At 34.6% G+C, this 26,737-nt stretch carries 25 protein-coding genes and 1 tRNA gene; 12 read left to right on the top strand and 14 right to left on the bottom strand.

Annotated features, from left to right (window positions below; all coding sequences use genetic code 11):
• Window positions 1–25 precede the first annotated feature (25 nt).
• Both R2782_RS10490 and odhB read left to right on the top strand, forming a co-directional pair.
• Window positions 26–2,797 (top strand): 2-oxoglutarate dehydrogenase E1 component, encoded by a 2,772-nt coding sequence (locus R2782_RS10490; RefSeq protein WP_371268196.1) that lies wholly within the window; start codon window positions 26–28, stop codon window positions 2,795–2,797.
• 65 nt (window positions 2,798–2,862) lie between these two features.
• Window positions 2,863–4,086, top strand: coding sequence for a 2-oxoglutarate dehydrogenase complex dihydrolipoyllysine-residue succinyltransferase (odhB, locus tag R2782_RS10495; RefSeq protein WP_371268197.1), 1,224 nt, complete (start codon window positions 2,863–2,865; stop codon window positions 4,084–4,086).
• Window positions 4,087–4,158: 72 nt separating this feature from the next.
• On the opposite strand, the gene R2782_RS10500 is transcribed toward odhB, so the two are convergent.
• The 3 genes from R2782_RS10500 to R2782_RS10510 form a co-directional block, all read right to left on the bottom strand.
• Window positions 4,159–5,109, bottom strand: coding sequence for a DUF4476 domain-containing protein (locus tag R2782_RS10500; protein WP_371268198.1), 951 nt, complete (start codon window positions 5,107–5,109; stop codon window positions 4,159–4,161).
• Window positions 5,110–5,192: 83 nt separating this feature from the next.
• Window positions 5,193–6,146 carry a T9SS type A sorting domain-containing protein gene (locus tag R2782_RS10505; protein WP_371268200.1) on the bottom strand — a complete coding sequence of 318 codons (954 nt, stop codon included), beginning with the start codon at window positions 6,144–6,146 and terminating at the stop codon, window positions 5,193–5,195.
• Window positions 6,147–6,181: 35 nt separating this feature from the next.
• Window positions 6,182–6,619, bottom strand: coding sequence for a retropepsin-like aspartic protease (locus R2782_RS10510; RefSeq protein WP_371268201.1), 438 nt, complete (start codon window positions 6,617–6,619; stop codon window positions 6,182–6,184).
• A gap of 87 nt (window positions 6,620–6,706) precedes the next feature.
• On the opposite strand from R2782_RS10510, the gene R2782_RS10515 reads away from it, so the two are divergent.
• From R2782_RS10515 to R2782_RS10555, 9 genes are all read left to right on the top strand, one after another.
• Entirely contained in the window at window positions 6,707–7,474 is a 768-nt protein-coding gene (locus R2782_RS10515; protein WP_371268202.1) for a TatD family hydrolase, read from the top strand.
• A 60-nt stretch (window positions 7,475–7,534) separates the two neighbouring features.
• A complete protein-coding gene (locus R2782_RS10520; protein WP_371268203.1) occupies window positions 7,535–8,671 on the top strand; it encodes a 1-acyl-sn-glycerol-3-phosphate acyltransferase in 1,137 nt (378 codons plus the stop codon).
• On the top strand, window positions 8,661–9,689 hold the full coding sequence (locus R2782_RS10525; protein WP_371268204.1) for an asparaginase: 1,029 nt from the start codon (window positions 8,661–8,663) through the stop codon (window positions 9,687–9,689). The genes R2782_RS10520 and R2782_RS10525 overlap by 11 nt, the downstream gene beginning before the upstream one ends.
• A gap of 75 nt (window positions 9,690–9,764) precedes the next feature.
• Window positions 9,765–9,855, top strand: a tRNA-Ser gene (locus R2782_RS10530).
• 79 nt (window positions 9,856–9,934) lie between these two features.
• The gene (locus tag R2782_RS10535) at window positions 9,935–10,747 is read left to right on the top strand and encodes a MotA/TolQ/ExbB proton channel family protein (RefSeq protein WP_371268205.1); all 813 of its coding nucleotides are present in this window, start codon (window positions 9,935–9,937) and stop codon (window positions 10,745–10,747) included.
• Between the two features lie 18 nt (window positions 10,748–10,765).
• Complete coding sequence (locus tag R2782_RS10540; protein WP_371268206.1) at window positions 10,766–11,179, top strand: hypothetical protein; 414 nt, start codon at window positions 10,766–10,768, stop codon at window positions 11,177–11,179.
• 3 nt (window positions 11,180–11,182) lie between these two features.
• On the top strand, window positions 11,183–11,791 hold the full coding sequence (locus R2782_RS10545; protein WP_371268207.1) for an ExbD/TolR family protein: 609 nt from the start codon (window positions 11,183–11,185) through the stop codon (window positions 11,789–11,791).
• 20 nt (window positions 11,792–11,811) lie between these two features.
• Window positions 11,812–12,285: an ExbD/TolR family protein gene (locus R2782_RS10550; RefSeq protein ID WP_371268208.1), complete on the top strand. Its 474-nt coding sequence runs from the start codon at window positions 11,812–11,814 to the stop codon at window positions 12,283–12,285.
• 76 nt (window positions 12,286–12,361) lie between these two features.
• Window positions 12,362–13,048, top strand: coding sequence for a porin family protein (locus R2782_RS10555; protein WP_371268209.1), 687 nt, complete (start codon window positions 12,362–12,364; stop codon window positions 13,046–13,048).
• Here R2782_RS10555 and R2782_RS10560 read toward each other — a convergent pair.
• The 8 genes from R2782_RS10560 to R2782_RS10595 all read right to left on the bottom strand — a co-directional run bounded on the left by R2782_RS10560 (window position 13,043) and on the right by R2782_RS10595 (window position 23,897).
• Window positions 13,043–13,525 (bottom strand): hypothetical protein, encoded by a 483-nt coding sequence (locus R2782_RS10560; protein WP_371268210.1) that lies wholly within the window; start codon window positions 13,523–13,525, stop codon window positions 13,043–13,045. The genes R2782_RS10555 and R2782_RS10560 overlap by 6 nt on opposite strands.
• 127 nt (window positions 13,526–13,652) lie before the next feature.
• Window positions 13,653–15,116 (bottom strand): RNA polymerase factor sigma-54, encoded by a 1,464-nt coding sequence (rpoN, locus tag R2782_RS10565; RefSeq protein ID WP_371268211.1) that lies wholly within the window; start codon window positions 15,114–15,116, stop codon window positions 13,653–13,655.
• 35 nt (window positions 15,117–15,151) lie between these two features.
• The gene (gene asnS, locus R2782_RS10570) at window positions 15,152–16,600 is read right to left on the bottom strand and encodes an asparagine--tRNA ligase (RefSeq protein ID WP_371268212.1); all 1,449 of its coding nucleotides are present in this window, start codon (window positions 16,598–16,600) and stop codon (window positions 15,152–15,154) included.
• A 48-nt stretch (window positions 16,601–16,648) separates the two neighbouring features.
• The gene (locus tag R2782_RS10575) at window positions 16,649–19,060 is read right to left on the bottom strand and encodes an RND family transporter (protein ID WP_371268213.1); all 2,412 of its coding nucleotides are present in this window, start codon (window positions 19,058–19,060) and stop codon (window positions 16,649–16,651) included.
• 110 nt (window positions 19,061–19,170) lie between these two features.
• Window positions 19,171–21,651 carry a DUF5686 family protein gene (locus R2782_RS10580; protein ID WP_371268214.1) on the bottom strand — a complete coding sequence of 827 codons (2,481 nt, stop codon included), beginning with the start codon at window positions 21,649–21,651 and terminating at the stop codon, window positions 19,171–19,173.
• 73 nt (window positions 21,652–21,724) lie between these two features.
• On the bottom strand, window positions 21,725–22,288 hold the full coding sequence (frr, locus tag R2782_RS10585; protein ID WP_371268215.1) for a ribosome recycling factor: 564 nt from the start codon (window positions 22,286–22,288) through the stop codon (window positions 21,725–21,727).
• A 45-nt stretch (window positions 22,289–22,333) separates the two neighbouring features.
• Complete coding sequence (gene pyrH / locus R2782_RS10590) at window positions 22,334–23,041, bottom strand: UMP kinase (protein ID WP_371268216.1); 708 nt, start codon at window positions 23,039–23,041, stop codon at window positions 22,334–22,336.
• Window positions 23,042–23,111: 70 nt separating this feature from the next.
• The gene (locus tag R2782_RS10595; RefSeq protein WP_371268217.1) at window positions 23,112–23,897 is read right to left on the bottom strand and encodes a patatin-like phospholipase family protein; all 786 of its coding nucleotides are present in this window, start codon (window positions 23,895–23,897) and stop codon (window positions 23,112–23,114) included.
• A gap of 105 nt (window positions 23,898–24,002) precedes the next feature.
• On the opposite strand from R2782_RS10595, the gene R2782_RS10600 reads away from it, so the two are divergent.
• Entirely contained in the window at window positions 24,003–24,617 is a 615-nt protein-coding gene (locus tag R2782_RS10600; RefSeq protein ID WP_371268219.1) for a thioredoxin family protein, read from the top strand.
• Here R2782_RS10600 and R2782_RS10605 read toward each other — a convergent pair.
• The 3 genes from R2782_RS10605 to R2782_RS10615 are packed head-to-tail and all read right to left on the bottom strand — an operon-like array spanning window position 24,609 to window position 26,729.
• On the bottom strand, window positions 24,609–25,229 hold the full coding sequence (locus tag R2782_RS10605) for a YiiX/YebB-like N1pC/P60 family cysteine hydrolase (RefSeq protein ID WP_371268220.1): 621 nt from the start codon (window positions 25,227–25,229) through the stop codon (window positions 24,609–24,611). The genes R2782_RS10600 and R2782_RS10605 overlap by 9 nt on opposite strands.
• Window positions 25,222–25,926 (bottom strand): tRNA pseudouridine(55) synthase TruB, encoded by a 705-nt coding sequence (gene truB / locus R2782_RS10610; RefSeq protein ID WP_371268221.1) that lies wholly within the window; start codon window positions 25,924–25,926, stop codon window positions 25,222–25,224. The genes R2782_RS10605 and truB overlap by 8 nt, the downstream gene beginning before the upstream one ends.
• Complete coding sequence (locus tag R2782_RS10615; protein ID WP_371268222.1) at window positions 25,926–26,729, bottom strand: undecaprenyl-diphosphate phosphatase; 804 nt, start codon at window positions 26,727–26,729, stop codon at window positions 25,926–25,928. Before R2782_RS10615 ends, truB begins: the two co-directional genes overlap by 1 nt.
• Between the last annotated feature and the right edge of the window lie 8 nt (window positions 26,730–26,737).

A 26,737-nucleotide genomic window follows, 5' to 3' on the forward strand; every position in this document is an offset into this window, starting at 1 on the left:
CAAATAAGGTTTATTACTACTAATTATGGATAGGTTTTCCTTTTTAAACGCTGCACATACTCAATTTTTTGCCGATTTATACGAACAATATACCATTAATCCGGATAGCGTTGAACCCAGTTGGAGAGCCTTTTTTCAAGGTTTTGATTTTGGTTTGGAATCTGCAACCGATTCTGAAGCAGTTGCCCAATTGGTCGATTTTTCTTCGGGAAGTCAAGACTGTAGTCTCGTTTCCGATAAATTACAAAAAGAATTTAATGTTCTAAAATTAATTGATGCCTACAGAACGCGAGGTCATTTATTCACCAAAACCAATCCTGTTCGCGAGCGTAGAGTATATGCTCCAACATTGGCTTTAGAAAATTTTGGATTAGCATCTTCCGATTTAGATACGGTTTTTGACGCTGCCAAAGTCCTGGGTCACGAACCAAAACCATTGCGAAACATTGTTAAGCATTTAGAAAATGTGTATTGTCAATCCATCGGAATTGAATACATGTACATCCGTAAACCGGAAGTCATCGAATGGATTCAAAGACGTCTGAACATCAACGATAATTTGCCAAATTTCACTGTAGATGAGAAAAAACATATTCTTAATAAATTAAACGAAGCGGTTTCTTTTGAGAACTTTTTGCACACAAAATATGTAGGTCAAAAGCGTTTTTCATTAGAAGGAGGCGAAAGCATAATTCCAGCTTTAGATGCATTAATTGAATCAGCTGCCGAAAAAGGTGTAGAGCAATTTGTGATGGGAATGGCTCACCGTGGTCGTTTGAACATCTTAGCTAATATTTTTGGCAAACCAACCCAAGACATTTTCTCAGAGTTTGATGGAAAAGATTACGATAAAGAATATTTTGACGGCGACGTAAAATACCATTTAGGTTTAACCGCCGACAGAAAAACAAAATCAGGTAAAAATATCAACATCAATTTGGCTCCAAACCCTTCGCATTTAGAAACGGTTGGTGCTGTAATTGAAGGAATTACCAGAGCAAAGCAAGACAAATATTTCCCGAACGATTTCTCAAAAGTATTGCCAATCGCTGTTCACGGTGATGCGGCTGTTGCCGGACAAGGAATCGTGTATGAAATTGTGCAAATGTCGCAATTAGACGGTTACAAAACAGGAGGAACAATCCATTTGGTAATTAACAACCAAGTCGGATTTACAACTAATTACCTTGACGCTCGTTCATCTATTTATTGTACGGACATTGCAAAAGTAACTCTTTCACCTGTTTTACACGTGAATGCAGATGATACGGAAGCAGTTGTTCATGCCATGCTTTTTGCATTAGATTTCCGAATGACATTTGGTCGCGATGTGTTTATTGATTTATTAGGTTATAGAAAATACGGTCATAACGAAGGTGATGAACCTCGTTTTACTCAGCCGGTTTTATACAAAATCATTGCCCGTCATAAAAATCCAAGAGATATTTATGCCGAAAAGTTGATTATTGATGGTATAGTTGATCAAGCCTATATCAATAAAATAGAAAGTGAGTACAAAGCAAAATTAGATCAGAATCTCGAAGCATCACGTAAAAAAGAATTGACAATCATCACGCCGTTTATGCAAAATGAGTGGGATGGGTTTGAGCAAGTTTCAGATGATGAAATGTTGAAGAAAGTTAAAACAACATTCGATAAAAAGAAACTAGATGTTATTGCCGAATCGATTTCAACGTTGCCAACGGATAAAAAGTTCATTAATAAAATCAGCAAAATCGTTACTGACAGAAAAACAATGTACGATAACGATACGATTGATTGGGGTACTGCCGAAACATTAGCTTATGGTACGTTGTTAATGGAAGGTTATGATGTCCGTATTTCAGGACAAGATGTCGAGAGAGGAACTTTTTCGCATCGTCATGCTGTAGTTAAAGTAGAAGACAGTGAAGAAGAAGTCGTTTTATTAAACGGATTAAAAGATAAAAAAGGAAAATTCAATGTGTTTAACTCATTCCTTTCTGAATATGGGGTGTTAGGTTTCGACTACGGTTATGCCTTAGCCAATCCAAATGCATTAACCATTTGGGAAGCCCAGTTTGGCGATTTCTCTAACGGTGCCCAAATTATGATTGACCAATACATTTCGTGTGGCGAAGATAAATGGAATAATCAAAACGGAATCGTTATGTTATTACCTCATGGTTATGAAGGTCAAGGTGCCGAGCACTCTTCAGCCAGAATGGAACGCTACCTGCAACTTTGTGCCCGTCACAATATGTATGTGGCCGACTGTACCACACCGGCAAACTTTTTCCACTTGTTGAGAAGACAAATGAAAACCAAGTTCCGCAAGCCGTTAGTTGTGTTTTCACCAAAAAGTTTGTTGCGTCACCCTTTGTGTGTTTCCACCAAAGAAGAACTATACAACGGAAGTTTCCAAGAAACCATCGACGACAATTCAGTTGACAAAAAGAAAGTAAAAACACTCGTATTTTGCACCGGAAAATTCTATTACGACATCTTAGCCGAAAGAGAAAATTTAGGTAGAAATGACGTAGCTTTGGTTCGAATCGAGCAGTTGTTCCCCTTACCGGTCGAGCAATTAAAAGAAATAATTGCAAGTTATCCAAATGCAGACGATTACGTTTGGGCACAGGAAGAACCCAAAAACATGGGTGCATACAGTTTTATGTTAATGAATTTTGACTTGGTAAAATGGCGATTAGCGTCCTTAAAAGCCTATGCCGCTCCGGCCGCCGGAAGTCACACCAGAGACAGAAGACGCCATGCCGATGCAATCAGAATGGTATTTGACAAAAATTTATTTAGATAATAATTCGTTTCAAGTTGAAAAAGAACTGAAAATTTAAACCTGAAACTTTTAAACCAATATTAGACATGATTTTAGAAATGAAAGTTCCCTCTCCGGGAGAATCTATAAAAGAAGTAGAAATCGCAACTTGGTTGGTAAAAGACGGTGATTATGTAGAAAAAGACCAAGCCATTGCTGAAGTTGACTCAGATAAAGCGACGTTAGAATTACCGGCCGAGGCAAGCGGAATTATCACACTAAAAGCTGAAGAAGGCGATGCAGTAGCTGTTGGAGCAGTCGTTTGTTTAATCGATACTTCTGCTACAAAACCAAGCGGTGATGCTCCAAAAGCAGAAGCTAAAACCGAAGCACCAAAAGCGGAAGAGAAAAAAGTAGAAGCTCCTAAAGCTGCTCCAGTTGCTGAAAAAACCTATGCAACACAAGCACCATCTCCGGCAGCTCGTAAAATTTTAGACGAAAAAAATATCCAACCTTCTGATATCGTAGGAACCGGAAAAGGCGGAAGAATCACCAAAGACGATGCTGTAAACGCAGTTCCATCAATGGGAACGCCAACCGGAGGAAACCGTGGTTCAGAAAGAACCAAATTATCAATGTTACGTCGTAAAGTGGCAGAAAGATTAGTTTCGGCTAAAAACGAAACAGCAATGTTAACCACGTTCAACCAAGTAGATATGACTGCAATCTACGATTTAAGAGCAGAATACAAAGATGCTTTCAAAGAAAAACACGGATTAGGATTAGGTTTTATGTCGTTCTTTACCAAAGCGGTAACGAGAGCATTACAATTATATCCAGACGTAAATTCAATGATTGATGGTCAAGAGAAAATTTCGTATGATTTCTGTGATATTTCAGTAGCGGTTTCCGGTCCAAAAGGATTAATGGTTCCGGTGATGCGAAATGCAGAAACACTTTCATTTAGAGGCGTAGAAGCTGAAATCAAACGTTTGGCCATTCGTGCCCGAGATGGTCAAATCACCGTTGATGAAATGACGGGTGGAACCTTTACGATTTCTAATGGAGGCGTTTTTGGTAGTATGTTATCAACACCAATCATCAACCCACCACAATCGGGTATTCTTGGCATGCACAATGTAGTAGAAAGAGCAATAGTACGAAACGGTCAAATCGTAATTGCACCGGTTATGTATGTTGCTTTGTCTTATGATCATAGAATCATCGATGGAAGAGAATCAGTAGGCTTCTTAGTAGCCGTGAAAGAAGCTTTAGAAAACCCAATAGAACATTTGATGGGTGGAAATGCTAAAAAAGCATTAGAACTTTAGTTATCCAATTTTAATAAAAAGTAAAATCCCGATTAGCAACTCTAATCGGGATTTTTTTATGAAATAAGTTTCTTATCTTCTTGAAATAAAATCATTTAATTCATCAGCACTAGATGAAAATGAGAACACATTGTTCACTTTAAAGTAGTTTTGAGGTTCTACACATGCATCATAAGCAAATTTAGCAAAGTCTAACTTAGTTTCTTCAAAACCAAAAATTTTACAGATTTCCACAATTTGATTCGTATTCAAACAATTGTTTTGGGCAATTTGTTTGGCGGTTTTGAGCCTTGACTCATCAAAACCTTGCTTTTTGATGGTTTGTAAGGCACTGTTAAAATTGCCATTATTCATAGGCCTTGCACCATAACAACCTTCTTGTATAGGCTCTTGAACTACAACTGCAGTTCCGCCACCGGTAGTTACCGTAGTGGTTTCAGTAATGGTAGTACTGCCAGTCATAATTGGGTCATTGATTGAAATGTTTACTCCAACACCGCCAACATTAACACCGGCGTTCACTCCTCCAGTGGTAGTAGTAGTGGTAGTAGTTTGTTGAACAACACCAACAGGGGCCGTTTGTTGCACAATCACTTGTTGAGTTGGTGCAGGTTGTCCCCAACGACGAACATAAACGTTAGATGGAGGTATATAACCATCTACAACCGGAATCATGGAGAAGAAATTTAATTTCATTTTTGATGGTTTGTTTTTATCCCGACGAATTTTATACGTCACATCCATAAAAGCACCGTCTACATCAGCAATTTGTAGATAATTTTTTGAAATTTCCTGACGAGTCTTGTCTTCAAAAATAATTTTGGCGTTGTAATAAGGTTGTACTAATTCTTCTACACGAAGGTTAGTTTGTGGTTCGTCATTCATGCGTTCTCCATTCAAAATCAAGTAGAATTTATCACCGTCTTCCGAAAAAATGGTTAAATGACCATAAGGTTGAATCTGCCCAATAGAAAGAGCAGAAGTCAAAAGCAATAAGCAAGTTAAAGTAGTTTTTAGTTTCATAAAAAATATTGTTTTAATGTCTTAAATATAGGTAGTTTAAAATGAGATTTTCAAAAATAATGCCAAAAAAATTGACTAATTATTTATTTTTTTACGAGTTTAATTGATTTATAACTATCATTACTTTTTAGTTTTACAAAATATACCCCAGCTATCAAATGACTTAAATTTAATACAATCTCATTTTGATTTATTTTATAGGAAGTTATTAATTGTCCAATAGCAGAATATAGTTGAATTTCGTCAATAGGTGACAATGCACTAATTGAAACTAAATCATCAAACGGATTTGGTATAACTTTTAAATTTTTTAATTGATTTTCATCAACCATTAATCCACAGTCTGTAGAAAATAATAAGCTTTCTGTTGACCATAAACCCTGTTCAAGTTCTGAACATCTATAACGTACTTGATACTTATAATTTGTGCATGGTAAAAGATTACTTATCTCTGTGGGGTTACTGTTTACGGTAATATAGGACGAGTTTGATTGAGCATTTTCAGACAATTCAGTAGTCAGAAAGATATCATATTGTTCTGGGTTGTAATCTGTTCCCCAACTCAATTGAGCGGTTGTTTCGGTACTGGAAATAAATTCTAAATTAAATGGCCAAAAAAAGCAACAATCCGTTGTGCAATTTGAAATTCCCGAAAAAATTATAGAATTTGGGTTTCCTTCGCCATAATTTTTTGTAAAAATTGTTAGATTGAATGAACTATTTACGCTTAGTTTGATTAGTTCAGGATTATTTCCGCCTTCATTCCAAACTAATTCAAAAGGAGAACCATCACATAAAAATACAGTGTCTGAAAACATACTTCCATCTACAAAATCAAGACCTATCGTTTTAATGGCTTCCCCATTTTGATAAAAAGACATAGAATTACCATGCCACCCCGAATTGTCTAAACTTTCCAGTACTACTGTATAAATACATTGGTCAGTAACATCACAAGTATTATTTTGTGCGTTTAATTGTAAAGAAAAGGTAAGTAGAAAAATAAGAATTAAACAAGTAATATGGTTTCCTTTCATCAGGATAGCGTTTGAATTAATCAAAAATAACACAATTAATTCAAATACAAACAATGATTATAGTAGTCGATAATTGCTTTGCCTTCCAACAAAACATCTGCTCCAATGATACCGTGTACGGGTTTGGCGTTGTATTGCGTTAAAGCCAAATTTACATGGGTTAAATCAAATATTACCAAGTGTAAATTTTTTGTTTTCCAACGACCAATTTTAAGTGTGATATTTTTTCCTATTTGCGTTTCCATTCCGGTAGCACCCGCACCTGCTGCTTTTGTTTTGGATGCTTTAGCCGTAATATTAAAATAATCCACTTGATCAAATCCGATGCAACTGTTCGAAGCCCCGGTATCCAAAATAAAATTACCTTTTACGCCATTAATAGTCGCTTTAATCAATAAATGTTGTGTTTTGGAAACTTTAAAAGCAATTTTTCTGTAACCTGAATCTTTTAAAAGTTCTTGTAAATTCTTCATTTTGCGATTTTGAAATTCAAAAGTAGTTCAAATTAAAGTCAAAACAAAGTACTAAAAACTATCTCGGAATTTCCTTAATTTTGCCACATGATTTTAACCGATACACACACTCATTTATATTCTGAAGAGTTCGATTTAGACAGAAGCGAGATGATACAAAGAGCCATTTCAAAAGGCGTAACCCGTTTTTTTGTCCCGGCAATTGATTCTACTTGTACAAAAGCAATGTATGAATTGGAAGCAAATTATCCTGAAAATGTTTTTTTAATGATGGGATTGCATCCGTGTTACGTGAAAGAAAATTATTTGGATGAACTAAAGCACATCGAAACCGAATTAGCCAAACGAAAATTCATCGCCATTGGCGAAATTGGTATCGATTTATACTGGGATAAATCAACGTTAGAAATGCAAAAAATTGCTTTCAAATACCAAATTCAGTTAGCCAAAAAATATAAATTACCTATAGTGATTCATTGCCGCGAATCATTTGATGAAATTTTTGAAGTGTTAGAATCGGAAAAGAGTGATGATTTGTTTGGCATTTTTCACTGTTTCACGGGGAATTTCGAACAAGCACAACAAGCTATTTCACTTAATATGAAACTCGGAATTGGTGGTGTAGTTACTTTCAAAAACGGAAAAATAGATCAATTTCTTCATCAAATTGACTTGAAACATATTGTTCTTGAAACCGATTCGCCTTATTTAGCTCCGGTTCCTTTTCGTGGAAAGCGAAATGAAAGTAGTTATATTTGTTTGGTTGCTGAAAAATTAGCTACTATTTATGGTGTTTCAATAGAAGAAATAGCCAAAATTACAACCGAAAACTCAAAAGCAATTTTTGGGATTTAACGCTAACCTACCATAAAAGTCACATTTTTTTTGTTCATTTGTGCATTAAATAGCTGATTAATGTCAAAATTTGATACGATTCGACCTTATTACGATAGTGAAGTAAACGAAGGAATTCGTTCGGTCATTCACCATCCGATGATGAAGGCATTGATGAATTTTACCTTTCCCGAAACGGAAGAAAATATTTGGTCAGATCAACTTCAAAAAACACATTCAATCAGAGATTTTCAGATTAATTTTGTCTATCATTCGGTTCAAAAAGTGCTTCAACGTAGTTCAGAAGGTTTAACTACTTCCGGCTTTGAAAAGCTAGAAAAAAATACTGCATACCTTTTTATTTCCAATCACCGCGACATTATTTTAGATACGTCTTTATTAAATGTATCTCTTTATGAACATGGTTTGGTCATGACTGCATCTGCCATTGGAGATAATTTAGTGAAGAAAGATTTTTTGCTGAAGCTATCTAAGTTAAATCGCAATTTTTTGGTACAAAGAGGTCTGCCTCCTAGAGAACTGTTGCAAAGTTCCAAATTAATGTCTGAATATATAGGTCAATTATTGTTAAGAGAAAATCGTTCGGTGTGGATTGCACAACGGGAGGGTAGAACCAAGGACGGAAATGATGCAACGCAACAAGGAGTGCTTAAAATGTTGGCTATGGGCACAGACGAAGCGAATGTTATTGACTATTTTAAAAAAATAAAGATTGTTCCTGTGTCTATTTCCTATGAATACGACCCTACAGATGCCTTAAAAATGCCTCAATTGATGGCCGCTGCTAATAATGAAGTATATACTAAGGTCAAAAACGAAGATTTTATTACTTTACTTAGCGGTATTATGGGTCAAAAAAAACGAATCCATATACATATAGGGGATGTTTTGACAGATGAACTTGATCAAATTAAGCAAAATGAAGACAATTCCAATCGTCAAATTCAGGCTTTAGCCCAAATCATTGATGATTCAATTTTGAGTTCATATAAACTTTGGCCAACCAATTTTATTGCTCATGACTTAATGCACAATTCCAATCAATATAGTCGTTTCTATACAGAAGAAGAAAAATCATTATTTGAAAGAAGATTGGAAATGAAAATTGATGCATCCAACCCAAAAATGGTGGAAAGTTTTCTTGCGATGTATGCTAATCCGGTGACCAATAAGTTGAAATACCAGAATGTATTCTAAGGCCAACATACTTTTAATTTACACCGGCGGAACCATTGGAATGATGAAAGACTTTGAAACCGGAGCGTTGAAGGCATTTAATTTTAAAAAATTGCTACAACGGATACCCGAGTTAAAGCAATTGGATTGTAATATTGAAACCATTTCTTTTGAAAAACCCATCGATTCTTCTAATATGAATCCGCTGAAGTGGGTTGAAATGGCACAAATTATCGAGGATAATTATACAAATTTTGACGGATTTGTAGTGCTTCATGGTTCAGATACCATGTCTTATTCTGCTTCGGCATTAAGTTTTATGTTTGAAAACCTTTCAAAACCAATCGTGTTCACTGGGTCACAATTACCGATAGGAGATTTACGGACTGATGCAAAAGAAAATTTGATTACAGCCATTCAAATCGCTTCGTTAAAGCAAAAGGGGAAACCTGTTTTTAAAGAAGTTTGCTTATATTTTGAATACAAATTATACAGAGGAAACCGAACCAGTAAAATAAATGCAGAACATTTTATGGCATTTGCATCACCCAATTTTCCTCCTTTGGCAGAATCAGGGGTTCACATAAAAATTAATAATGAATCACTTTTTCAAGCAAACACTTCTAAAAAGCTTATTGTGCATAAGGTTTTAGACTCAAATGTTGCCATTATCAAGATGTTTCCCGGGCTCAATGAAAATGTATTGGCATCATTGTTTGATATCCCAAATTTGAGAGGAGTTGTGTTGGAAACCTATGGTGCGGGTAATGCCCCAACGGAAGAATGGTTTATTTCTATTTTAAAAAAGGCAATAAAAAGGGGAATTTACGTTATTAATGTGACACAATGTTCAGGCGGGAGTGTAAATATGGGGCAATACGAAACAAGTACCTATTTAAAAAAAATAGGAGTAATTTCAGGGAAAGATATCACAACCGAAGCCGCAATTACTAAATTAATGTATTTGTTAGGGAAGAAAGTTTCAGCTAAAGTGTTCAAAACCATTTTTGAAACCTCTCTAAGGGGAGAATTGTCATAAAAATAACAAAATTAATTTTTTCAAATGAGTTTTTTTTTGTTATTTGGCACTCTTAAAATACGTTGTAAGCAATGAGGAGAGGTGTCCGAGTGGTCTAAGGAGCACGCCTGGAAAGTGTGTATACTCCAAAAGGGTATCAAGGGTTCGAATCCCTTTCTCTCCGCCATTTTTTTATAATGTGTAATTAATTAAAAATAAATTTATACCTTTAACCTGATTAACTAATTAAATTAAGAACAAAAGCAATGAAAAGATTATTTTCTATTTTGGCAATCACAGGTCTAATGACGTTTGGAACAGTTCAAGCACAAGAAGACACTACGCAAACAACTGAGCCAGCTGTTGAAGCAGCAGCACCAGCTCCTGCAGAAGAAGCAGCAACGGTAGAAACTGTTGCGGATGACGAAACTACAGCGGCTGACAAACCATTCACACAAGAGTTAAAAGAAAGATTTATTCAAGGGGGTCCCGGTTTCATGGGAATCGTTTTGTTGTGTTTGATTTTAGGTTTAGCTATTGCTATTGAAAGAATTATTTATTTGAATCTTTCTACAACAAATTCTAAAAAATTAATCAAAGACGTAGAAGATGCTCTTCAATCAGGAGGGGTTAATGCTGCTAAAGAAGTTTGTAGAAATACAGCCGGTCCGGTTGCATCTATTTTCTACCAAGGTTTAGACCGTATAGATCATGGCGTTGAATCAGCTGAAAAAGCGGTTGTTTCTTACGGTGGTGTACAAATGGGGCAATTAGAGAAAAACGTATCTTGGATTTCATTGTTCATTGCTTTAGCACCGATGTTAGGTTTCATGGGAACTGTAATCGGGATGATTCAAGCATTTGATAAAATTGAAGCAGCAGGTAATATGGACGCATCACTTGTAGCGGGTGGTATTAAAGTAGCGTTATTAACAACTGTATTTGGTCTAATTGTTGCGATGATTCTTCAAGTATTCTATAACTATATTATTGCAAAAATCGATTCAATCGTAAACGACATGGAAGATGCTTCAATCAGTTTGGTTGATATCTTAGTAGATTATAAAAACAAGAAATAATTTAAAATAACTATCAGTATGAACTTAAACAAGTTATCCAGATTAATAGTTATTGTATTGAGTATAATTTCTATTGTGTTTCTGGCAACGATAATGGCAGCTGACGCCAAAGATGGTGGGATGATTGAGCCATTCATTTATGTTGCCTACCTAACACTACTTATAGCAATTGTATTGGTATTGTTTTACACGCTTAAAAACCTTGCTTCAAAAGATTTGAAGAAAACACTTATCAGTGTTGGAGCATTTTTAGGAGTTATTCTTATTGCCTTTATTTTTGCTGATGGTACACCTGTGCCATTAAAAGACGGTGGCGAGGTTTCATCATTTGGTTCAAAAATGGTGAGTACAGGACTTAATGCCTTTTATATGTTGGCATTAGTGGCATTAGGATTGATGTTTTTCTCAGGATACAAAAGAATAAAAAAGTAAAAAATGGCTAGAAAAAAAAGAGCTGGTGCCCCGGAAGTGAATGCCGGATCGATGGCAGATATTGCATTCTTGCTGTTGATTTTCTTTCTGGTAACCACCACGATACAAACCGATCAGGGGATTAATAGGAAACTACCTCCGATTGAAGATGTTATTGATCCACCTGAAATCAAGGAAAAAAATATCTTTACGGTATTGATTAATAAAAACGATCAATTGTTAGTAGATGACAGACCAATGGATCTTAATGAATTAAGACAAGCCGCTATTGATTTTTTAGATAATGGTGGAGATGGAACATGTAGTTACTGTAAAGGAGCCAGAGATATTACATCTTCTGACAATCCGGATAAAGCGGTAATCTCTCTGCAAAATGACGCAGAAACGTCATACGAGGCTTACATTTCAGTTCAAAATGAATTAGTGGCAGCGTATTATTTTCTAAGAGACAGAGAATGTATGGCTCGTTATGGAAAAACGTTTCGTGAATTAGAAGCAATGTTTGACGACCCTAAGACCAAAGAAGCACAGCGAGAAAAGATTGAGCCTTTTATCAAAGAGATTCAATCTTTGTTTCCACAAAAGCTTTCAGAAGCGGAACCGAAAAGATAATTAATAATAAATTTTAGAATATGTCTAAATTTAAAAAGAAAAAAGGAGGCGATGTTCCGGCAATTTCTACAGCATCTTTACCGGATATTGTATTCATGTTGTTGTTCTTTTTCATGGTAGCCACCGTGATGAAAGACAATGATTTAATGATTCAGAACTCTTTACCTAAGGCAGATCAGGTTACGAAATTGGAAAAAAAAGACCGTGTGATGTTTATTTTTGCCGGGAAACCACATGAGAAATACCGCTCACAGTATGGTGAGGGAGCACGTATTCAATTAAATGACCGTCTTTCTGATGTTTCTGAAATCAGAAATTTTGTTTTAGCTGAAAGAGCTTCCAGACCACCGGAATTAGAAAACGTTTTAACCACTTCGCTCAAAGTTGATAAAGAAGTAAAAATGGGTCTTGTAACGGAAATTAAACAAGAATTAAGAAAAGTTGAGGCGTTAAAAATTAATTATACCACTAACCAAGGTAAGGTTACAAATTAATTCAATAAATTATAATAGTTAGGCCACGCAATAGCGTGGCTTTTTTTTCTAATTTTATATTTCATATTTGATTATTATGAAAGTTAGTTGTTTTCTATTGTTCTTCACTTGCTCACTCTTTGCACAAGATGCATTGTATTTTGAAAAAAAGATTGATTCACTTTACCGTGAAGATCAATTTTATTTTGGGGTAACCTATAATGTTCTACAAAATAAACCTGGCAGAGTTTCTCAGGATGGTTTTTCAACAGGACTTCACTTTGGTTTTCTTCGAGATATGCCATTTAATAAGAATAGAACAATGGCTGTTGCTGCCGGAATTGGAATGGCTTACCAAGCATATAACCAAAACTTACTTATTTCAAATGTAGATAATAACTTTACTTACACTGTCATCCAAAATGGTGTTTCATTCAAAAAAAATCAATTTTCGTTTATTAATATTGATGTACCTATTGAATTTAGATGGCGAACTTCCACACCGGAGAGTCATAAATTTTTTAGACTATATACAGGCTTAAAATTAAGTTATATGATTTTTAACGATTCTCGTTTTATTTCAGGTATAGGAGATATAAAAATCAACAATAATAAACAATTCAATGAGTTTCAATATGGAGTTTATCTTGCAACCGGGTACAATACCTGGAATTTTTATGCTTACTATGGATTTAATACCATTTTTAAACCGGAAGCAAAATTTGATGGAAGGTCAATGGAGTTAAGTACATTGAATCTAGGGTTACAGTTTTATATTCTATAGCCAAAAAAACCATAAACAAAATTGCGGAATCGCTCCACAAAAGAAACCTACTGTAAGTTCAAACAGTGTGTGGGCTTTCATATGTAATCTTGAGGAGCCAACAAATCCGTTTAATGTAATCAAACAAGCTATCGTATAAAGTAAAGAAATATCTACTTTTAAACTCAATCCCATAATAAAAAAGGTTAGTGCGGCTATCCCTAGCATGTGTAAACTTGCTTTTACTTTCAGGAAAAGCAATAAAATAGCTAAAATGGTACTCCAAAAAGCTCCAAAGAAGAAAAAGTACAATTCAGGAATTCGATCTAGAGTAATACTTTTTTGCGTAAGAATTAATAATAAAATACAATTTACTGTCAAAGGAATTTTTCGTTGCGATAATTTGGCAATCATTAAAGAGTCTACCTTTCCCAATGACAAAAGAAGATAAAACAACGAAATTGGAATCAGAACAGTTATAATTACAATCTGAATCATATACAGATAGATTTCTTGTAAGACAAAAAAGTCCCAAAACAAAGCAAAAAAGAGGGCGGCTGCATAAACCGATATAAAGAGCGGGTGGAAAAGATAGGAGAATATGGGGAGTATACTTTTCAATGCATCATATTTTTTTCCGCATTCGAGCAACGGGAATATCCAATTGCTCGCGGTATTTTGCAACCGTTCTACGGGCAATTGGATAGCCTTTTTCTTTAAGGATTTCAGCCAATTGATCGTCTGGTAGAGGTTTTTGTTTGTCTTCTTCCTCAATTACATTTTGTAGAATTTTTTTTATTTCCAAGGTAGAAACGTCTTCTCCTTGGTCGTTTTTCATTGCCTCTGAAAAGAATTCTTTAACCAATTTAGTGCCATAGGGTGTTTCTACATATTTACTATTGGCAACTCTGGAAACAGTAGAAATATCCAGTCCAATCATGTCGGCAATATCTTTTAGAATCATTGGGCGTAGTTTGGTTTCGTCTCCTTCTAAAAAATATTCTTGCTGGTAATGCATAATAGCATTCATTGTTACAAACAACGTTTCTTGTCGCTGTCTAATGGCGTCAATGAACCATTTGGCGGAATCTAATTTTTGTTTAATAAACTGTACCGCATCTTTTTGAGCATTCGATTTATCACTGGAATCTTTGTATGTTCGCAACATATCTTGGTAATCTTTGGAGACATGAAGCTCAGGAGCATTTCTACCATTTAATAAAAGTTCTAGTTCTCCATCAACAATTCGAATGGTAAAGTCAGGAACAACATGTTCTACGACTTTATTGTTCCCTGTAAAAGCCCCACCCGGTTTTGGATTTAGCTTTTCTATTTCTTCAATTGCCTTTTTAAGTTGCTCCTGCGAAACATTGTATTTATGTAGGAGTTTATCGTAATGTTTTTTTGTAAATTGTTCAAATTGATTCTCGATGATATCAAGAGCTAACTCAACTGATTCCGTTGGTGTTTTGTGCTTGAGTTGTAACGACAAACACTCTTGTAAATCACGAGCTCCAACACCGGCAGGCTCTAATTGGTGAACAATATGCAAAATTCGTTCAACAGTTTGTTCGTCTGTGTAAATTCCTTGTGTAAATGCCAAATCATCAACTATATCCACAATTGATCGGCGGATATAACCAATGTCATCAATACTTCCAACCAAAAATTCGGCAATTTCTTTATCTTCTTCTGAAAGAATAAATGTATTTAACTGATTGATTAAATCTTGGTGAAACGTAACGGGAGCAGCAAATGGTGTTTCCCGATCATCATCATCGTCACTGTAGTTATTGGCTTGTAGTTTGTAATCCGGTGTTTCATCATCACTCAGGTATTCATCAATGTTAATATCTTCGGCATCAATATGATCATTTTCATCTCCTTCAAAATCTTCATACTCCTCTTTTTCAAATTCATCTACATAGTCGTCTTCTTCTTTACCTCCTTCTAAAGCAGGATTTTCATTCATCTCTTCTTTCAAACGTTGCTCAAATGCTTGTGTTGGCAATTGAATTAACTTCATCAACTGAATTTGCTGAGGAGATAATTTTTGAGTTAATTTGAATTGTAGATTTTGTTTTAACATTGTTTAAATTTTTAACTTAGTTACACAGTAACTTTTTAAAATTCAGCATTTTGTGGTGTTCTAGGAAACGGAATCACATCACGAATATTTGTCATTCCGGTCACAAAAAGTACTAGTCTTTCAAATCCCAGACCAAAACCAGAGTGAACCGCCGTTCCAAATCGGCGAGTGTCCAAATACCACCACAATTCTTTTTCATCAATTCCTAATGCTTCCATTTTCTTGAGTAAAACGTCATGACGTTCTTCCCGTTGAGAGCCTCCAACAATTTCTCCAATACCGGGAAACAGAATATCCATGGCCCGAACAGTTTCTTTTCCTGGTTCGGTATTGTCATTCAAACGCATGTAAAATGCTTTTATTTTAGCCGGATAGTCAAATAAAATCACAGGACATTTAAAGTGTTTTTCAACCAAAAAGCGTTCGTGTTCACTTTGTAAATCAGCTCCCCATTCTTCAATTAAGTATTGAAATTTCTTGTTTTTATTTGGTTTCGAATTTCTTAAAATATCGATGGCTTCCGTGTAGGTTACTCGTTTGAAGTTGTTTTCCAAAACAAAGTTTAATTTTTCCAGCAAGCTCATTTCACTGCGTTCTGATTGTGGTTTGTTTTTTTCCTCGTCCAATAATCGTTGTTCTAAGAACTTCAAATCATCTTCATGTTTGTCGATAGTATATTTGATAACATATTTGATAAAATCTTCAGCTAAATCCATGTTGTCTGCCAACTCATTGAATGCTACCTCAGGTTCAATCATCCAAAATTCGGCCAAATGCCTAGATGTATTTGAGTTTTCGGCTCTAAAAGTTGGCCCAAAGGTATATACTTGGCCCAAAGCCATCGCATAGGTTTCTGCTTCCAGCTGACCGGAAACAGTTAAGTTGGTTTCTTTCCCAAAAAAATCAGCTTTGTAGTTTATTTTACCGTCTTCCGTTCTTGGGGTGTTATCGAAAGGTAAAGCAGTCACTTTAAACATTTCACCTGCCCCTTCAGCATCTGAACCGGTTATAATGGGTGTGTTGACATAGAAAAAACCTCTTTCCTGAAAAAACTGATGAACAGCAAAAGCTAATGTTGAACGAACACGCATAATTGCTCCGAAAGCATTTGTTCGAACACGCAAATGAGCATTTTCTCTCAAAAATTCTAAAGAGTGTTTTTTAGGTTGCATAGGGTATTTTTCAGCATCAGCATCACCTAGAATTTCTATTTTAGAAACTTGTATTTCTACTTTTTGACCAGCTCCTTTGCTTTCTGTCAATGTGCCGGTTAACGACACTGCAGCACCTGTTGTAATTCTTTTTAGGGTTTCTTCAGGTGTATTTGCAAAGTCCACAACGCATTGAATATTATTGATGGTAGAGCCATCATTTAGAGCAATAAATTGATTATTTCTGAATGTTCTAACCCAACCTTTTGTTGTTACTTCTGTTAGAATTGGTGTAACGGTTAATAGCTCATTAACCTTTGTATGCTTCTTCATTTTAATTAAAGTTTACTATGCAAATATACTAGTTTATAATTTTTTTGACTAAGGTTTAGATGGAGTTTCTTTGTCGTCTTCTTCCACCAAAATATCAATGGTAGGTTGAAGAAATTCTTCCTGATTTGCAATCGTTTTTTCTAACGATAACAACAAGGCAGGTAATAACAATAAGTTGGAGAGCATTGCAAAAAGTAGTGTTGCAGAAACTAATCCTCCTAAAGCAACTGTTCCACCAAAACTGGAAATCATGAATACTGAAAAACCAAAGAACAAAACAATTGAGGTATAAAACATACTTACTCCGGTTTCCCGTAAGGCATTAAAAACAGACTTTCTGATTTTCCAATTGTTTACTTGAAGTTCTTGACGGTACTTTGCTAAAAAGTGTATCGTATCATCAACAGAAATTCCAAAAGCAATACTAAATACTAAAATAGTTGAAGGTTTTATCGGGACACCCAAGTAACCCATTACTCCGGCAGTGATAATCAAAGGTAAAAGATTTGGAATCAACGAAATAAGAACCATTTTGAATGAACGAAACAAATAGGCCATAAATAGTGATATTAAGAAAATGGCAAACAACAAAGAAAGTACTAAATTGGTAACCAAGTAGTTTGTACCTTTTTGAAATACCAATGCTTTTCCGGTTAGGGTTACAGTATACCGATCAGGCGGAAAAACTTTGTTAATTTTATCCCATAATTTTTCTTCAATTTTTTCCATTTTATCCGTCCCAATGTCTTTCATAAAAGTGGTAATCCTTGCATATTGACCAGTAGAATCAACATAACTTTTCATGAAATTTTCATTTGTATTTTGGGTTGCTTTTTTAGCATAACTTAAAATGAATCCTTGTTCCTGAGCTGTTGGCAATTCATAATAATCCGGATTTTCATTGTAGTAAACTTGTTTCGAATATTTTACAACATTTACAATTGACATTGGATTTGAAAGTTCAGGAATTTCACTTATTATTTCTTGTACCTCTTCCATTTTTCGTAAAGTAGAAATTTTCATGACACCTTTTTTTCGTTTGGTATCTATCATAATTTCTAGAGGCATTACACCATCAAATTCTTTTTCAAAAAATAGAATGTCTTTAAAAAAACCGGCTTTCTTAGGCATATCTTCAATTAAACTGCCTGAAATCTTCATTTGATAAATGCCAATAATGCTCACAACAAGTAGTAGAATAGCCGTAAAATAAATGGAAATGCTTCTGTTTTTGACGGTTTTTTCAGTCCAATTTACAAACGTTTTAGTATAGGTTTTATTCAAATGTTCTAAATGTTTGTCTTTAGGCAAAGGCATAAAACTATAAATAATCGGAATCACCAATAAACACAGAATAAATAGTAAAACAATATTAATGGAAGCAATAATGCCAAATTCGGTTAGTAATTCACTATCTGTAACTATAAAAGTTGCAAAACCGGCTGCCGTAGTCAAATTGGTCATTAAGGTTGCATTGCCCACTTTTGAAATAACGCGTTGTAATGATTTAGCTTGATTACCGTGTTTCTTTACTTCCTGTTGGTATTTATTAATTAAGAAAATACAGTTGGGAATTCCGATTACGATAATCAAGGGAGGTATTATTGCTGTTAAAACGGTAATTTCAAATCCTAATAAGCCAAGTGTTCCAAAAGCCCACATTACCCCTATGATTACTACGCACATAGAGATGAAAGTTGCTCTGAAACTTCTAAAAAAGAAAAAGAAAATAAGCGACGTAACCAATAGAGCCGCCCCAATAAAAATACCAATTTCGTCAACGATATTTTTGGAATTCAGGGTTCGGATATAAGGCATTCCTGAGACTTTCAAATCGATGCTTGTTTCATCTTCAAAAGCGGATATGAGTGGAATTAATTTATGAACAACAAAGTCTCTTCGAATACTTGTATTTACAATTTTTTTATCTAAATAAATGGCTGTTCTGAGTGTTTGAGTGTTTTTGTTATACAACAAATGCTCATAAAAAGGCAATTTAGCATAAAGTTCTTCTTGTTTTTTATGTAGATAACCGGGCGCATTAATTTTAGTGGAATCAATGAAATTAACTAATTCAAATGTTTCAGAGGCATTGTTTTTTTTAAGTTTTTTTAAATTATCTATAGAGATAATTAAATCGACTTCTTTTGAATCTTTTAAGTTAGTTATTAATTTTTTCCAAGCATTAAATTGTTTTGTTGTAAAAAAAGTAGAATCTTGAACACCTATTATGATCAGGTTTCCTTCTTCTCCAAATTTATCTAAAAATTGATTGTATTGTTCATTAATTTCATGGTGATCCGGTAGTAAATTAGCTTCAGTATACGTAAAACGCATATTTTTCCATTGCAATGCCAAAAACAAGGTCAATAGAATAATGATGGAAAGTATAGTGATTCTGTTTCTAAGGATAATTCGGGCAATAGATTCCCAAAAACCTACGCTAAACCATTTAGCCATATGATAAATTTAACGGATGCAAAGGTAGTGAAATCAATACTAAATAGATAGGCTTAAGTACAATTTAATAAGATAGTGACAATTATTTAAATAAAGGGCTGGTAAAAAAATTATAACCCCAAATCAAGTAGAAATGTTATTTTAATTGCGATATTGTCTTCAAATCTACTGAATTGATTTGGACCATATCGGTAAAATCCGGCAAATCCGAAACCACTAAAAATTTGGTTTAATTCAACCCCGGATTCAAAAAATCCTTTGTTGAGGGTTTTGTAATCAATACCGACATGTTGTTCGGGTTTTTTCATGTCACCCCACACCATTCGAGAAACTAAAACTAAGGATGGCTTTACTTTTTTGAAGAGTTCCACGCGTTTAAACCCGTGTTTAAAATGTAGCATGACATATTGACTAGAGAAAAACTCATTGAATCGCATGGTTTCAAAGCTGTTTTTCCCGGCAACAGTTAGTCGTTGTAATAAGACTTCTCGATCCAAATTGTTTGGTGAGTTGTTGTATAAATGTGTAAGCGGTACATCTCCAAACGCATAGCCGGCTTGTACTAAAGCGGTTGATTTTTGTCCGTTGATGAATTGTTTTTCATATTCTGTCCTAATATCAATTTTTCCAAACTGAAAATCATTTCCTAAAAAACTCGGGATTGATTCCGTAAACTGAAAGGTAAATTTTGGGTATCGTTTCTCAATTTCAATTTTTCCGCCCGAAGTATGCATATATTCACTAAATGGATTCCACTGAATAGACACGGATGCAGTAGTCATTAAAAAACGGTTAAATAAATTTTCTCCGTCAAAAAAAGCATAATTAAATAAAGGGTTTATGCTAGAATGATTTATTTGCCAGATGCTTTCGGTATTGGGTAGAAAATTTGTCTCTACATAACCTTTCCAAGTTTGATGATGATAAAAAGTACTAACGTTTATGGGGCGAGGGTCATAAATTTTAAAAACTCTTTTGTCAATATTAAATTTTGTGCTACCAATTTCTTGTACATCATCAGTGAATGAAATACCCGCCCAAGTATTTGAAAAATTTCCAACTCGAGAAGACACACCTAAATGGTATTTGATATTTTGATCCTTTAACCCGTAAGCTGTATATCCGTCGAGTTTATATTTTTTGGAAAAACGCTCGTTGGTATTTCCGCCAAGACCAAACCTAAAACCTTCAAAGTTATTGTAGCTAACCAAATAACGAAGGTCAAAATCAAAAACTCCAAACGGAACGTACCCATTGATTATTTTCCTGCCAAAAAAAAGTTTCGCATTAATTCCTTTAAAAAAAGCTAGACTATCTTTAACAGCAAAGGTATTTCGGTCTCTTTTTGTTAATCGGCTTTTTCTGTTTTTTAACCAAAATGTAGTGTCTTTTTTTGCAATATCTTCACTGAGTTCTATCGCTACCGAATTTTTTTCAATCGTAAAAGAACCATTTATTTCCGTATCGTAAAAGAAAGTTTTGGAATGAAGATATGTATAATCAGATGTTTTTTTCTCACGTTTGGCACCCAATTCATCATATTCGCCTTCAAATTCAATTGTTCCGCCCAATATCTTTATTGGGTCATCGTTTTTTCCTTTAATAATTTTTAGTTCATACGTCGTTGGAAACCATATTTTTTCTGTCGATAAATAGTCAAATTCATAAATTGCAGTTAAATCAATTATTCCTCTTACACGCATAATAGCTTTGGCTATGGCAAAATTTTCTTTGTCTATATATAGTAATCCTTCTAATCCTTTTCTATTGATTAATTTTTTATTTTTAAAATAAACCAAAATGGTTTGTCTATTAGCGAGAGGAATGGTGTCTAACAGTTCAAAATCATAATCTGAGAGACCGGCTTTTGAAATAGGATTTACGTATTTTTTTTCCAATAGTTCGTAGCGAGGTTCATAAACAGAATATGATTGAAGATTAAAACCAATGATTTCATAAATCGGGCTTTTAAAACCGGACATCTGTGAACCTAAAACGGTTTCTTTGAATTTACCTTGGTCAAATTGAAACAAGGAAACTTTTTCTGTAACCAAAAGATGTTGTCTACTTATTAGTTTTTTTAATTTGTAATCAGTTGAATCAATTTTGATTTTTCTTGTTTTCTTAATGGTGTCAATTTTCCCTTTGATAGAATCTGCATAAGCTGAAACAACCATTTTGTTGTAACCTTTGAATTGAAAATTAGACAGAACTTTTTTAGGATTATTTTGCGATGTTAACGTATAAACTGTAGTCAATAATTTAGTTGATTGTTCTTTGCTTTGAATTACTTCAGAAGCGGTTAATTTTGGTTTAGCACTCAACAAAACGGAAATATAAGTAGACTTGTCAATAACAAAATCTTTACTGTAGAAATTTCGATAAGAAACACTCATTGTTTCACCGGCAGTTGAGCTAGTGTATTCAAATTTACCGGTTACATCAGTAATAATTATTCTCCCTGAAGATGCCTCAATGGTGGCAAAAGGTAAGGGTTTATTAGAGTTCTCATCTTTAACGATTCCCGTTACTCTGAATTGTGCTTGAGCACAAAAGGAGTAAAAAAAGAATAGAAAAATGAGGTGCTTCATATGATTTAAAAATACAAATAACAAATGTACTTTTTTAAAAACAAAAAATCCACTCGAAAGAGTGGATTTCAAATCAGACTTTCATAATTTCAGCCTCTTTGACGGCTAAATGGTCATCAATTTTTTTTATATATGAATCCGTTAATTTCTGAATCGTTTCTTCTGCCGTTTTACAGATATCTTCGGAAGTTCCGTTTTTCTCCTCTTTCTTAATTTCGGTATTGGCATCCTTGCGTGCATTTCGGATGCCTATTTTGGCATCTTCGGCTTCAGATTTGGCTTGTTTAACTAAGTCTCTTCTTCGCTCTTCTGTTAAAGGGGGTACAGAAATGATGATGTTATCCCCATTATTCATAGGATTAAAACCTAGATTAGCAATCATAATTGCCTTCTCAATAGGTTGTAGCATACTTTTTTCCCAAGGTGTAACGGTCAGGGTTCTGGCGTCTGGAACATTAATGTTTGCTACTTGAGAAAGTGGTGTTTGAGAGCCGTAATAATCAACAAAAACACCACCTAGCATCTGAGGAGTTGCTTTTCCGGCTCTGATGTTTAAAAATTCTTTTTCCAAGTGAGCAATTGAACCTTCCATATGTTCTTTTGCAGTATCAATGATAAAATCTATTTCTTCTGTCATGATAGGGTATTTTAGTTGTAATCAAATTTTCAAAATTAAACCAAATTATATGGTAACCGTTGTACCAATGGTTTCTCCGTTACATACTTTAAGCAAGTTACCTTCTTTGTTCATATCAAACACAATGATAGGTAATTTATTTTCTTGGCTTAACGTAAAGGCGGTGGTATCCATTACATTCAATCCTTTACTCAGTACTTCCTCAAATGAAATATAATCAAATTTAACAGCATCTTTATTTTTTTCTGGGTCTGCATTATACACTCCATCAACCCGTGTCCCTTTTAATATAACGTCTGCTCCAATTTCAACACCTCTTAATACGGCAGCGGTATCCGTTGTGAAATATGGATTTCCTGTTCCTGCACCAAAAATTACAATTCTCCCTTTTTCTAAATGACGAACGGCTCTTCTTTTAATATAAGGTTCTGCAATCGCTTCAATTTTCAAGGCAGTCTGCAATCGAGTTAACATTCCGGCCTCTTCCAAAGCTCCTTGTAATGCCATTCCATTGATCACGGTGGCTAACATTCCCATATAATCACCTTGTACTCTGTCCATTCCGTTACTGGCTCCGGCTACACCTCTAAAAATATTTCCGCCACCAATTACTATAGCGATTTCTACTCCTTTCTCATGAATTTGTTTTATTTCTTGTGCATATTCTGCTAATCGCTTTGGGTCAATACCGTATTGGCGTTCTCCCATTAAAGCTTCTCCACTGAGTTTTAGAAGTATTCTCTTGTATTTCATGAGTTGTTTTTTGTGTTGCAAATATAAATAAATATTGATTTTATACTTCTTAGTAACAAGCAAAATTCAATTAAAATAGTGATTTGTATTCTTCATAACTGTTTTTTGCAGCTTCATATCCTACTTGAAAAATAGTTTGCATTTTTGATTTATTCGTTTCAAAAGTGCTGTAACTGGATAGTTCTTCGGGTTCAATTACCCAGTCACAAAGGGTGAATTTTTGTAAAGTAGTATTTGCTGTCAATAAATCAAAAGCTCGGGAGGTGACGGCTTTTATTGAGTTTAAGTCTTTTGCCTCAATTTTTTGAACAGGACTCACATATACTCCAATAATAATATCGCATCTTCCTTGTAATATATCTGTTGGAAAATGGTTTAAAATTCCTCCATCACTGTACCAACTTTCATTTATAAGATATGGGGAAATAATTCCGGGAAAGGCACTTGAAGCTAAAACAGCATCAACTATTTTAGTATTTCTTTCAAAGATTTTAATTTTTCCCTTTACCATATCAGTTGCAGTGATGTGCAAAGGAATTTTTAAATCACCAATCATTGCTTCACCAAAAACATCGCTAAAATATTTTTTAAACGATTCGCTGTCAATGATTCCTGCTTTTGAAAAAGTGAAATGTTTCCAATGGAAAAAATAAATGGATTGAAAAAAAGACAATATTTCTTTCGGGTTTTTCCCAAAACTATACAAAGCAGCTACGATAGAGCCGGCACTTGTTCCGGCAATTTGAGATGGGTGAATTCCTTTTTCGTCCAAAAATTGCAACACTCCTGCATGAGCCAAACCTTTGGAGCCACCGCCCGAAAGTACTAATCCAACATGTTTTGAATGTGTTTCCATGTTTAATCAATAAGGTGTCAAAAATACTGTATTTTTAATGAAGTGTTATAATCGTTACAGAGTTAAAAAAAATATATATTACTTTTGCATCTTAAATTATTTATTATGCATGATTTAATAAGTCAAAGTGTTGAAAAAAGTATTACCTACTCCCAGTATAGAGCATTGGTTTCTAAGTTGTTAAGAGAAGGCAAATCTACCGGCAATGAACAATCAGATGCATTGACTAAATACAGCGAATTGAATGAAGTTCGTATGAATCGATTAGAAAAAACCATTCAAATTACAGAGGAAGTTTCGCAATCATTACAAAATTTGCAATCCCATTACATTTGGCTGGTTATTTCTGAAGGCTGGTGCGGAGATGCTGCTCAACTACTGCCAATCATACATAAAATGGCAGAACTTTCAGATCAAATCGATTTTAGAGTGGTGCTTCGTGATGAAAATGAAGTGTTGATGAATCAGTTTTTGACCAATGGTGGGAAAGCTATTCCCAAATTATTGATTTTAGATGCGGAAAGTTTAACTGTTTTAAGTGATTGGGGACCACGACCGGAAGGAGCTAAAAATTTAATTTTAGACTATAAGACTCAACACGGAATTGTGGATGAAACGGCCAAAACCGAACTGCAAAAATGGTATTTGCATGATAAAGGCATTAGTACACAAAACGAAATTATAGCTTTGGTTGAAAAAGCAGAAAAGCAATTAGTTTAACTTTCCAATAATTTTAATTTTATCTGAAGTAGAAATTCCACCCGGGTTGCAACCCATTTCACCCTCCGGAATTTCAACTTTTAAATTTTGATAATATTCCACCCAAGCCGCGAAAAAATCATTGCTTTTCGGTTGCATGAAGGTCATGGGTTTTAATTCAAAAAAGGGTTTTCCGTAAGCATTCAAAAAAGCATCATAAATCAACTCAGAGCAATAATATTTTCCGTTATTATATAAATAATCATCGTCATACGGAATACCAATTTGTTGTTTGGAAAATGAAATCACTTGCGGAATTATTTTTTTATATTTTGATTTTACTCTTCCAATGTACATGGTCGTTTCTGTATTTTTTGAAAATTGTTCCAATGTAACCTTTCGAACAGCATTTCCGGCAGCTTCGATAATGAAAACAGAATCCTTTTCGATAATAACTATGCCTAAATGACTAAAATCATTGCCTTGATAACCCTCAGTTACAGCATGAATGGCATCACACAATTCGCCACAATTCATTTTTTGAAACAGTAAATCGCCGGTTTTAAGTTTACTTTTTTGTGAAAACAAAACAAACGGAATCAGAAATAATAAAATAATGATGTATTTATGCATGAGTCGATATCTGAATTTCAAACTCTTCTGGTGAAGTTGCATTTTCAACTGAATAATCACCAATTTTTGTCCGTCGTAAAACGGTCAAATGAGCACCGGATTTCAAAGCTTTTCCAAAATCATGAGCTAACGAACGGATATAGGTACCTTTACTGCAAACTACTCTAAAGTCTACTTCGGGTAAATCTATGCGAGTAATTTCAAAATCATAAATAGTAGTTTTTCGACTTTCCATCTCAATTGTGACTCCCTCACGAGCGTGTTCATACATACGAATGCCATTTTTTTTAATTGCAGAAAAGACAGGTGGTTTTTGGTCGATTTCGCCAATAAATTGGGTTACCGTTTGATGAATCAAGGCTTTATCAATATGCTGAGTGGGAAAAGTAGCATCAATTTCAGTTTCTAAATCATACGATGGAGTAGTGGCTCCCAAAAGAAATGTTCCCGTATATTCTTTAGCTTGACCTTGAATTTCGGTAATGCGTTTGGTGAATTTACCGGTGCAAACTATCAATAACCCGGTAGCTAAGGGGTCAAGTGTTCCGGCATGACCAATTTTAAATTTTTTAGAAAGGCCTAAATGACGAATTAAAGCGTACTTGATTTTATTGACCGCTTGAAATGATGACCATTTTAATGGCTTGTCTATCAAAAGTACTTGTCCTTCTAATATTTCTTCAGCCGTTTTGCTCATTAGTTTAAAGAAAAATAAATCAACAAAAACACACCAACAATAATGCGATAATAACCCCACGGTTTAAAACCGTATTTTTTGATGACTTCAATGAATAATTTGATGGCCAAAACAGCCACCACAAATGCAATGGCATTTCCGATTAAAAAAAACTTGAAATTATTGCCTTCTAACAAGAGTTCGTAACCTTTGAGCTGACTTACTTCATAGGTTTTTAAAAATAAGGAATAAACCGTAACTGCCAACATTGTTGGAACGGCTAAAAAAAAAGAAAACTCAGCTGCCACAGCACGCGTTAAGCCTTGTTGCATTCCACCAATAATTGAAGCGGCACTTCTGCTTGTTCCCGGCATCATGGCTAAACATTGCCAAAAGCCAATGGCAACGGCTTTTTTTATGGAAATATCATTCTCTGTAACTACAGTAGGGTTTTGAAATTTAGAGTCTACAAACAGTAATACGACACCTCCAATAATCAAAACAATAGCAATGGGTATTGGGTTACCTAAAACGGCTTCAATCTTCTCATCAAATAGTTTTCCTAATACTAATGCCGGAACAACTGCCGCAGCCAATTTGATATAAAAATCGAATTTTGAAAAATTGAAAAATTTACGCCAATACAAAAAAACAACAGCTAGAATAGCCCCAAATTGAATGGAGACTTGAAATAATTTAACAAAATCATCTTCTTGAATGCCAAAAAAAGAACTCGTAAAAATCATATGAGCCGTTGAGGAAACGGGTAAATATTCTGTTAAGCCCTCAATGATGGCAATAAGTATCGCTTGTATTAAATCCATAGATTGTA

Origin of the sequence: Flavobacterium sp., from assembly GCF_041392085.1 — a bacterium.
Classification (GTDB): Bacteria; Bacteroidota; Bacteroidia; order Flavobacteriales; family Flavobacteriaceae; genus Flavobacterium.

Bases quoted from the DNA above. Each gene is read 5' to 3' on its own strand.
- pyrH (WP_371268216.1), bottom strand. From the start codon at position 23,041: ATGAAATACAAGAGAATACTTCTAAAACTCAGTGGAGAAGCTTTAATG.
- R2782_RS10580 (WP_371268214.1), bottom strand. From the start codon at position 21,651: ATGAAGCACCTCATTTTTCTATTCTTTTTTTACTCCTTTTGTGCTCAA.
- R2782_RS10535 (WP_371268205.1), top strand. From the start codon at position 9,935: ATGAAAAGATTATTTTCTATTTTGGCAATCACAGGTCTAATGACGTTT.
- R2782_RS10575 (WP_371268213.1), bottom strand. From the start codon at position 19,060: ATGGCTAAATGGTTTAGCGTAGGTTTTTGGGAATCTATTGCCCGAATT.
- R2782_RS10540 (WP_371268206.1), top strand. From the start codon at position 10,766: ATGAACTTAAACAAGTTATCCAGATTAATAGTTATTGTATTGAGTATA.
- R2782_RS10505 (WP_371268200.1), bottom strand. From the start codon at position 6,146: ATGAAAGGAAACCATATTACTTGTTTAATTCTTATTTTTCTACTTACC.
- R2782_RS10525 (WP_371268204.1), top strand. From the start codon at position 8,661: ATGTATTCTAAGGCCAACATACTTTTAATTTACACCGGCGGAACCATT.
- R2782_RS10560 (WP_371268210.1), bottom strand. From the start codon at position 13,525: ATGATTCAGATTGTAATTATAACTGTTCTGATTCCAATTTCGTTGTTT.
- R2782_RS10515 (WP_371268202.1), top strand. From the start codon at position 6,707: ATGATTTTAACCGATACACACACTCATTTATATTCTGAAGAGTTCGAT.
- R2782_RS10510 (WP_371268201.1), bottom strand. From the start codon at position 6,619: ATGAAGAATTTACAAGAACTTTTAAAAGATTCAGGTTACAGAAAAATT.
- R2782_RS10545 (WP_371268207.1), top strand. From the start codon at position 11,183: ATGGCTAGAAAAAAAAGAGCTGGTGCCCCGGAAGTGAATGCCGGATCG.
- odhB (WP_371268197.1), top strand. From the start codon at position 2,863: ATGATTTTAGAAATGAAAGTTCCCTCTCCGGGAGAATCTATAAAAGAA.
- R2782_RS10550 (WP_371268208.1), top strand. From the start codon at position 11,812: ATGTCTAAATTTAAAAAGAAAAAAGGAGGCGATGTTCCGGCAATTTCT.
- R2782_RS10615 (WP_371268222.1), bottom strand. From the start codon at position 26,729: ATGGATTTAATACAAGCGATACTTATTGCCATCATTGAGGGCTTAACA.
- truB (WP_371268221.1), bottom strand. From the start codon at position 25,926: ATGAGCAAAACGGCTGAAGAAATATTAGAAGGACAAGTACTTTTGATA.
- R2782_RS10500 (WP_371268198.1), bottom strand. From the start codon at position 5,109: ATGAAACTAAAAACTACTTTAACTTGCTTATTGCTTTTGACTTCTGCT.
- frr (WP_371268215.1), bottom strand. From the start codon at position 22,288: ATGACAGAAGAAATAGATTTTATCATTGATACTGCAAAAGAACATATG.
- R2782_RS10600 (WP_371268219.1), top strand. From the start codon at position 24,003: ATGCATGATTTAATAAGTCAAAGTGTTGAAAAAAGTATTACCTACTCC.
- R2782_RS10595 (WP_371268217.1), bottom strand. From the start codon at position 23,897: ATGGAAACACATTCAAAACATGTTGGATTAGTACTTTCGGGCGGTGGC.
- R2782_RS10555 (WP_371268209.1), top strand. From the start codon at position 12,362: ATGAAAGTTAGTTGTTTTCTATTGTTCTTCACTTGCTCACTCTTTGCA.
- R2782_RS10520 (WP_371268203.1), top strand. From the start codon at position 7,535: ATGTCAAAATTTGATACGATTCGACCTTATTACGATAGTGAAGTAAAC.
- R2782_RS10605 (WP_371268220.1), bottom strand. From the start codon at position 25,229: ATGCATAAATACATCATTATTTTATTATTTCTGATTCCGTTTGTTTTG.
- rpoN (WP_371268211.1), bottom strand. From the start codon at position 15,116: ATGTTAAAACAAAATCTACAATTCAAATTAACTCAAAAATTATCTCCT.
- asnS (WP_371268212.1), bottom strand. From the start codon at position 16,600: ATGAAGAAGCATACAAAGGTTAATGAGCTATTAACCGTTACACCAATT.
- R2782_RS10490 (WP_371268196.1), top strand. From the start codon at position 26: ATGGATAGGTTTTCCTTTTTAAACGCTGCACATACTCAATTTTTTGCC.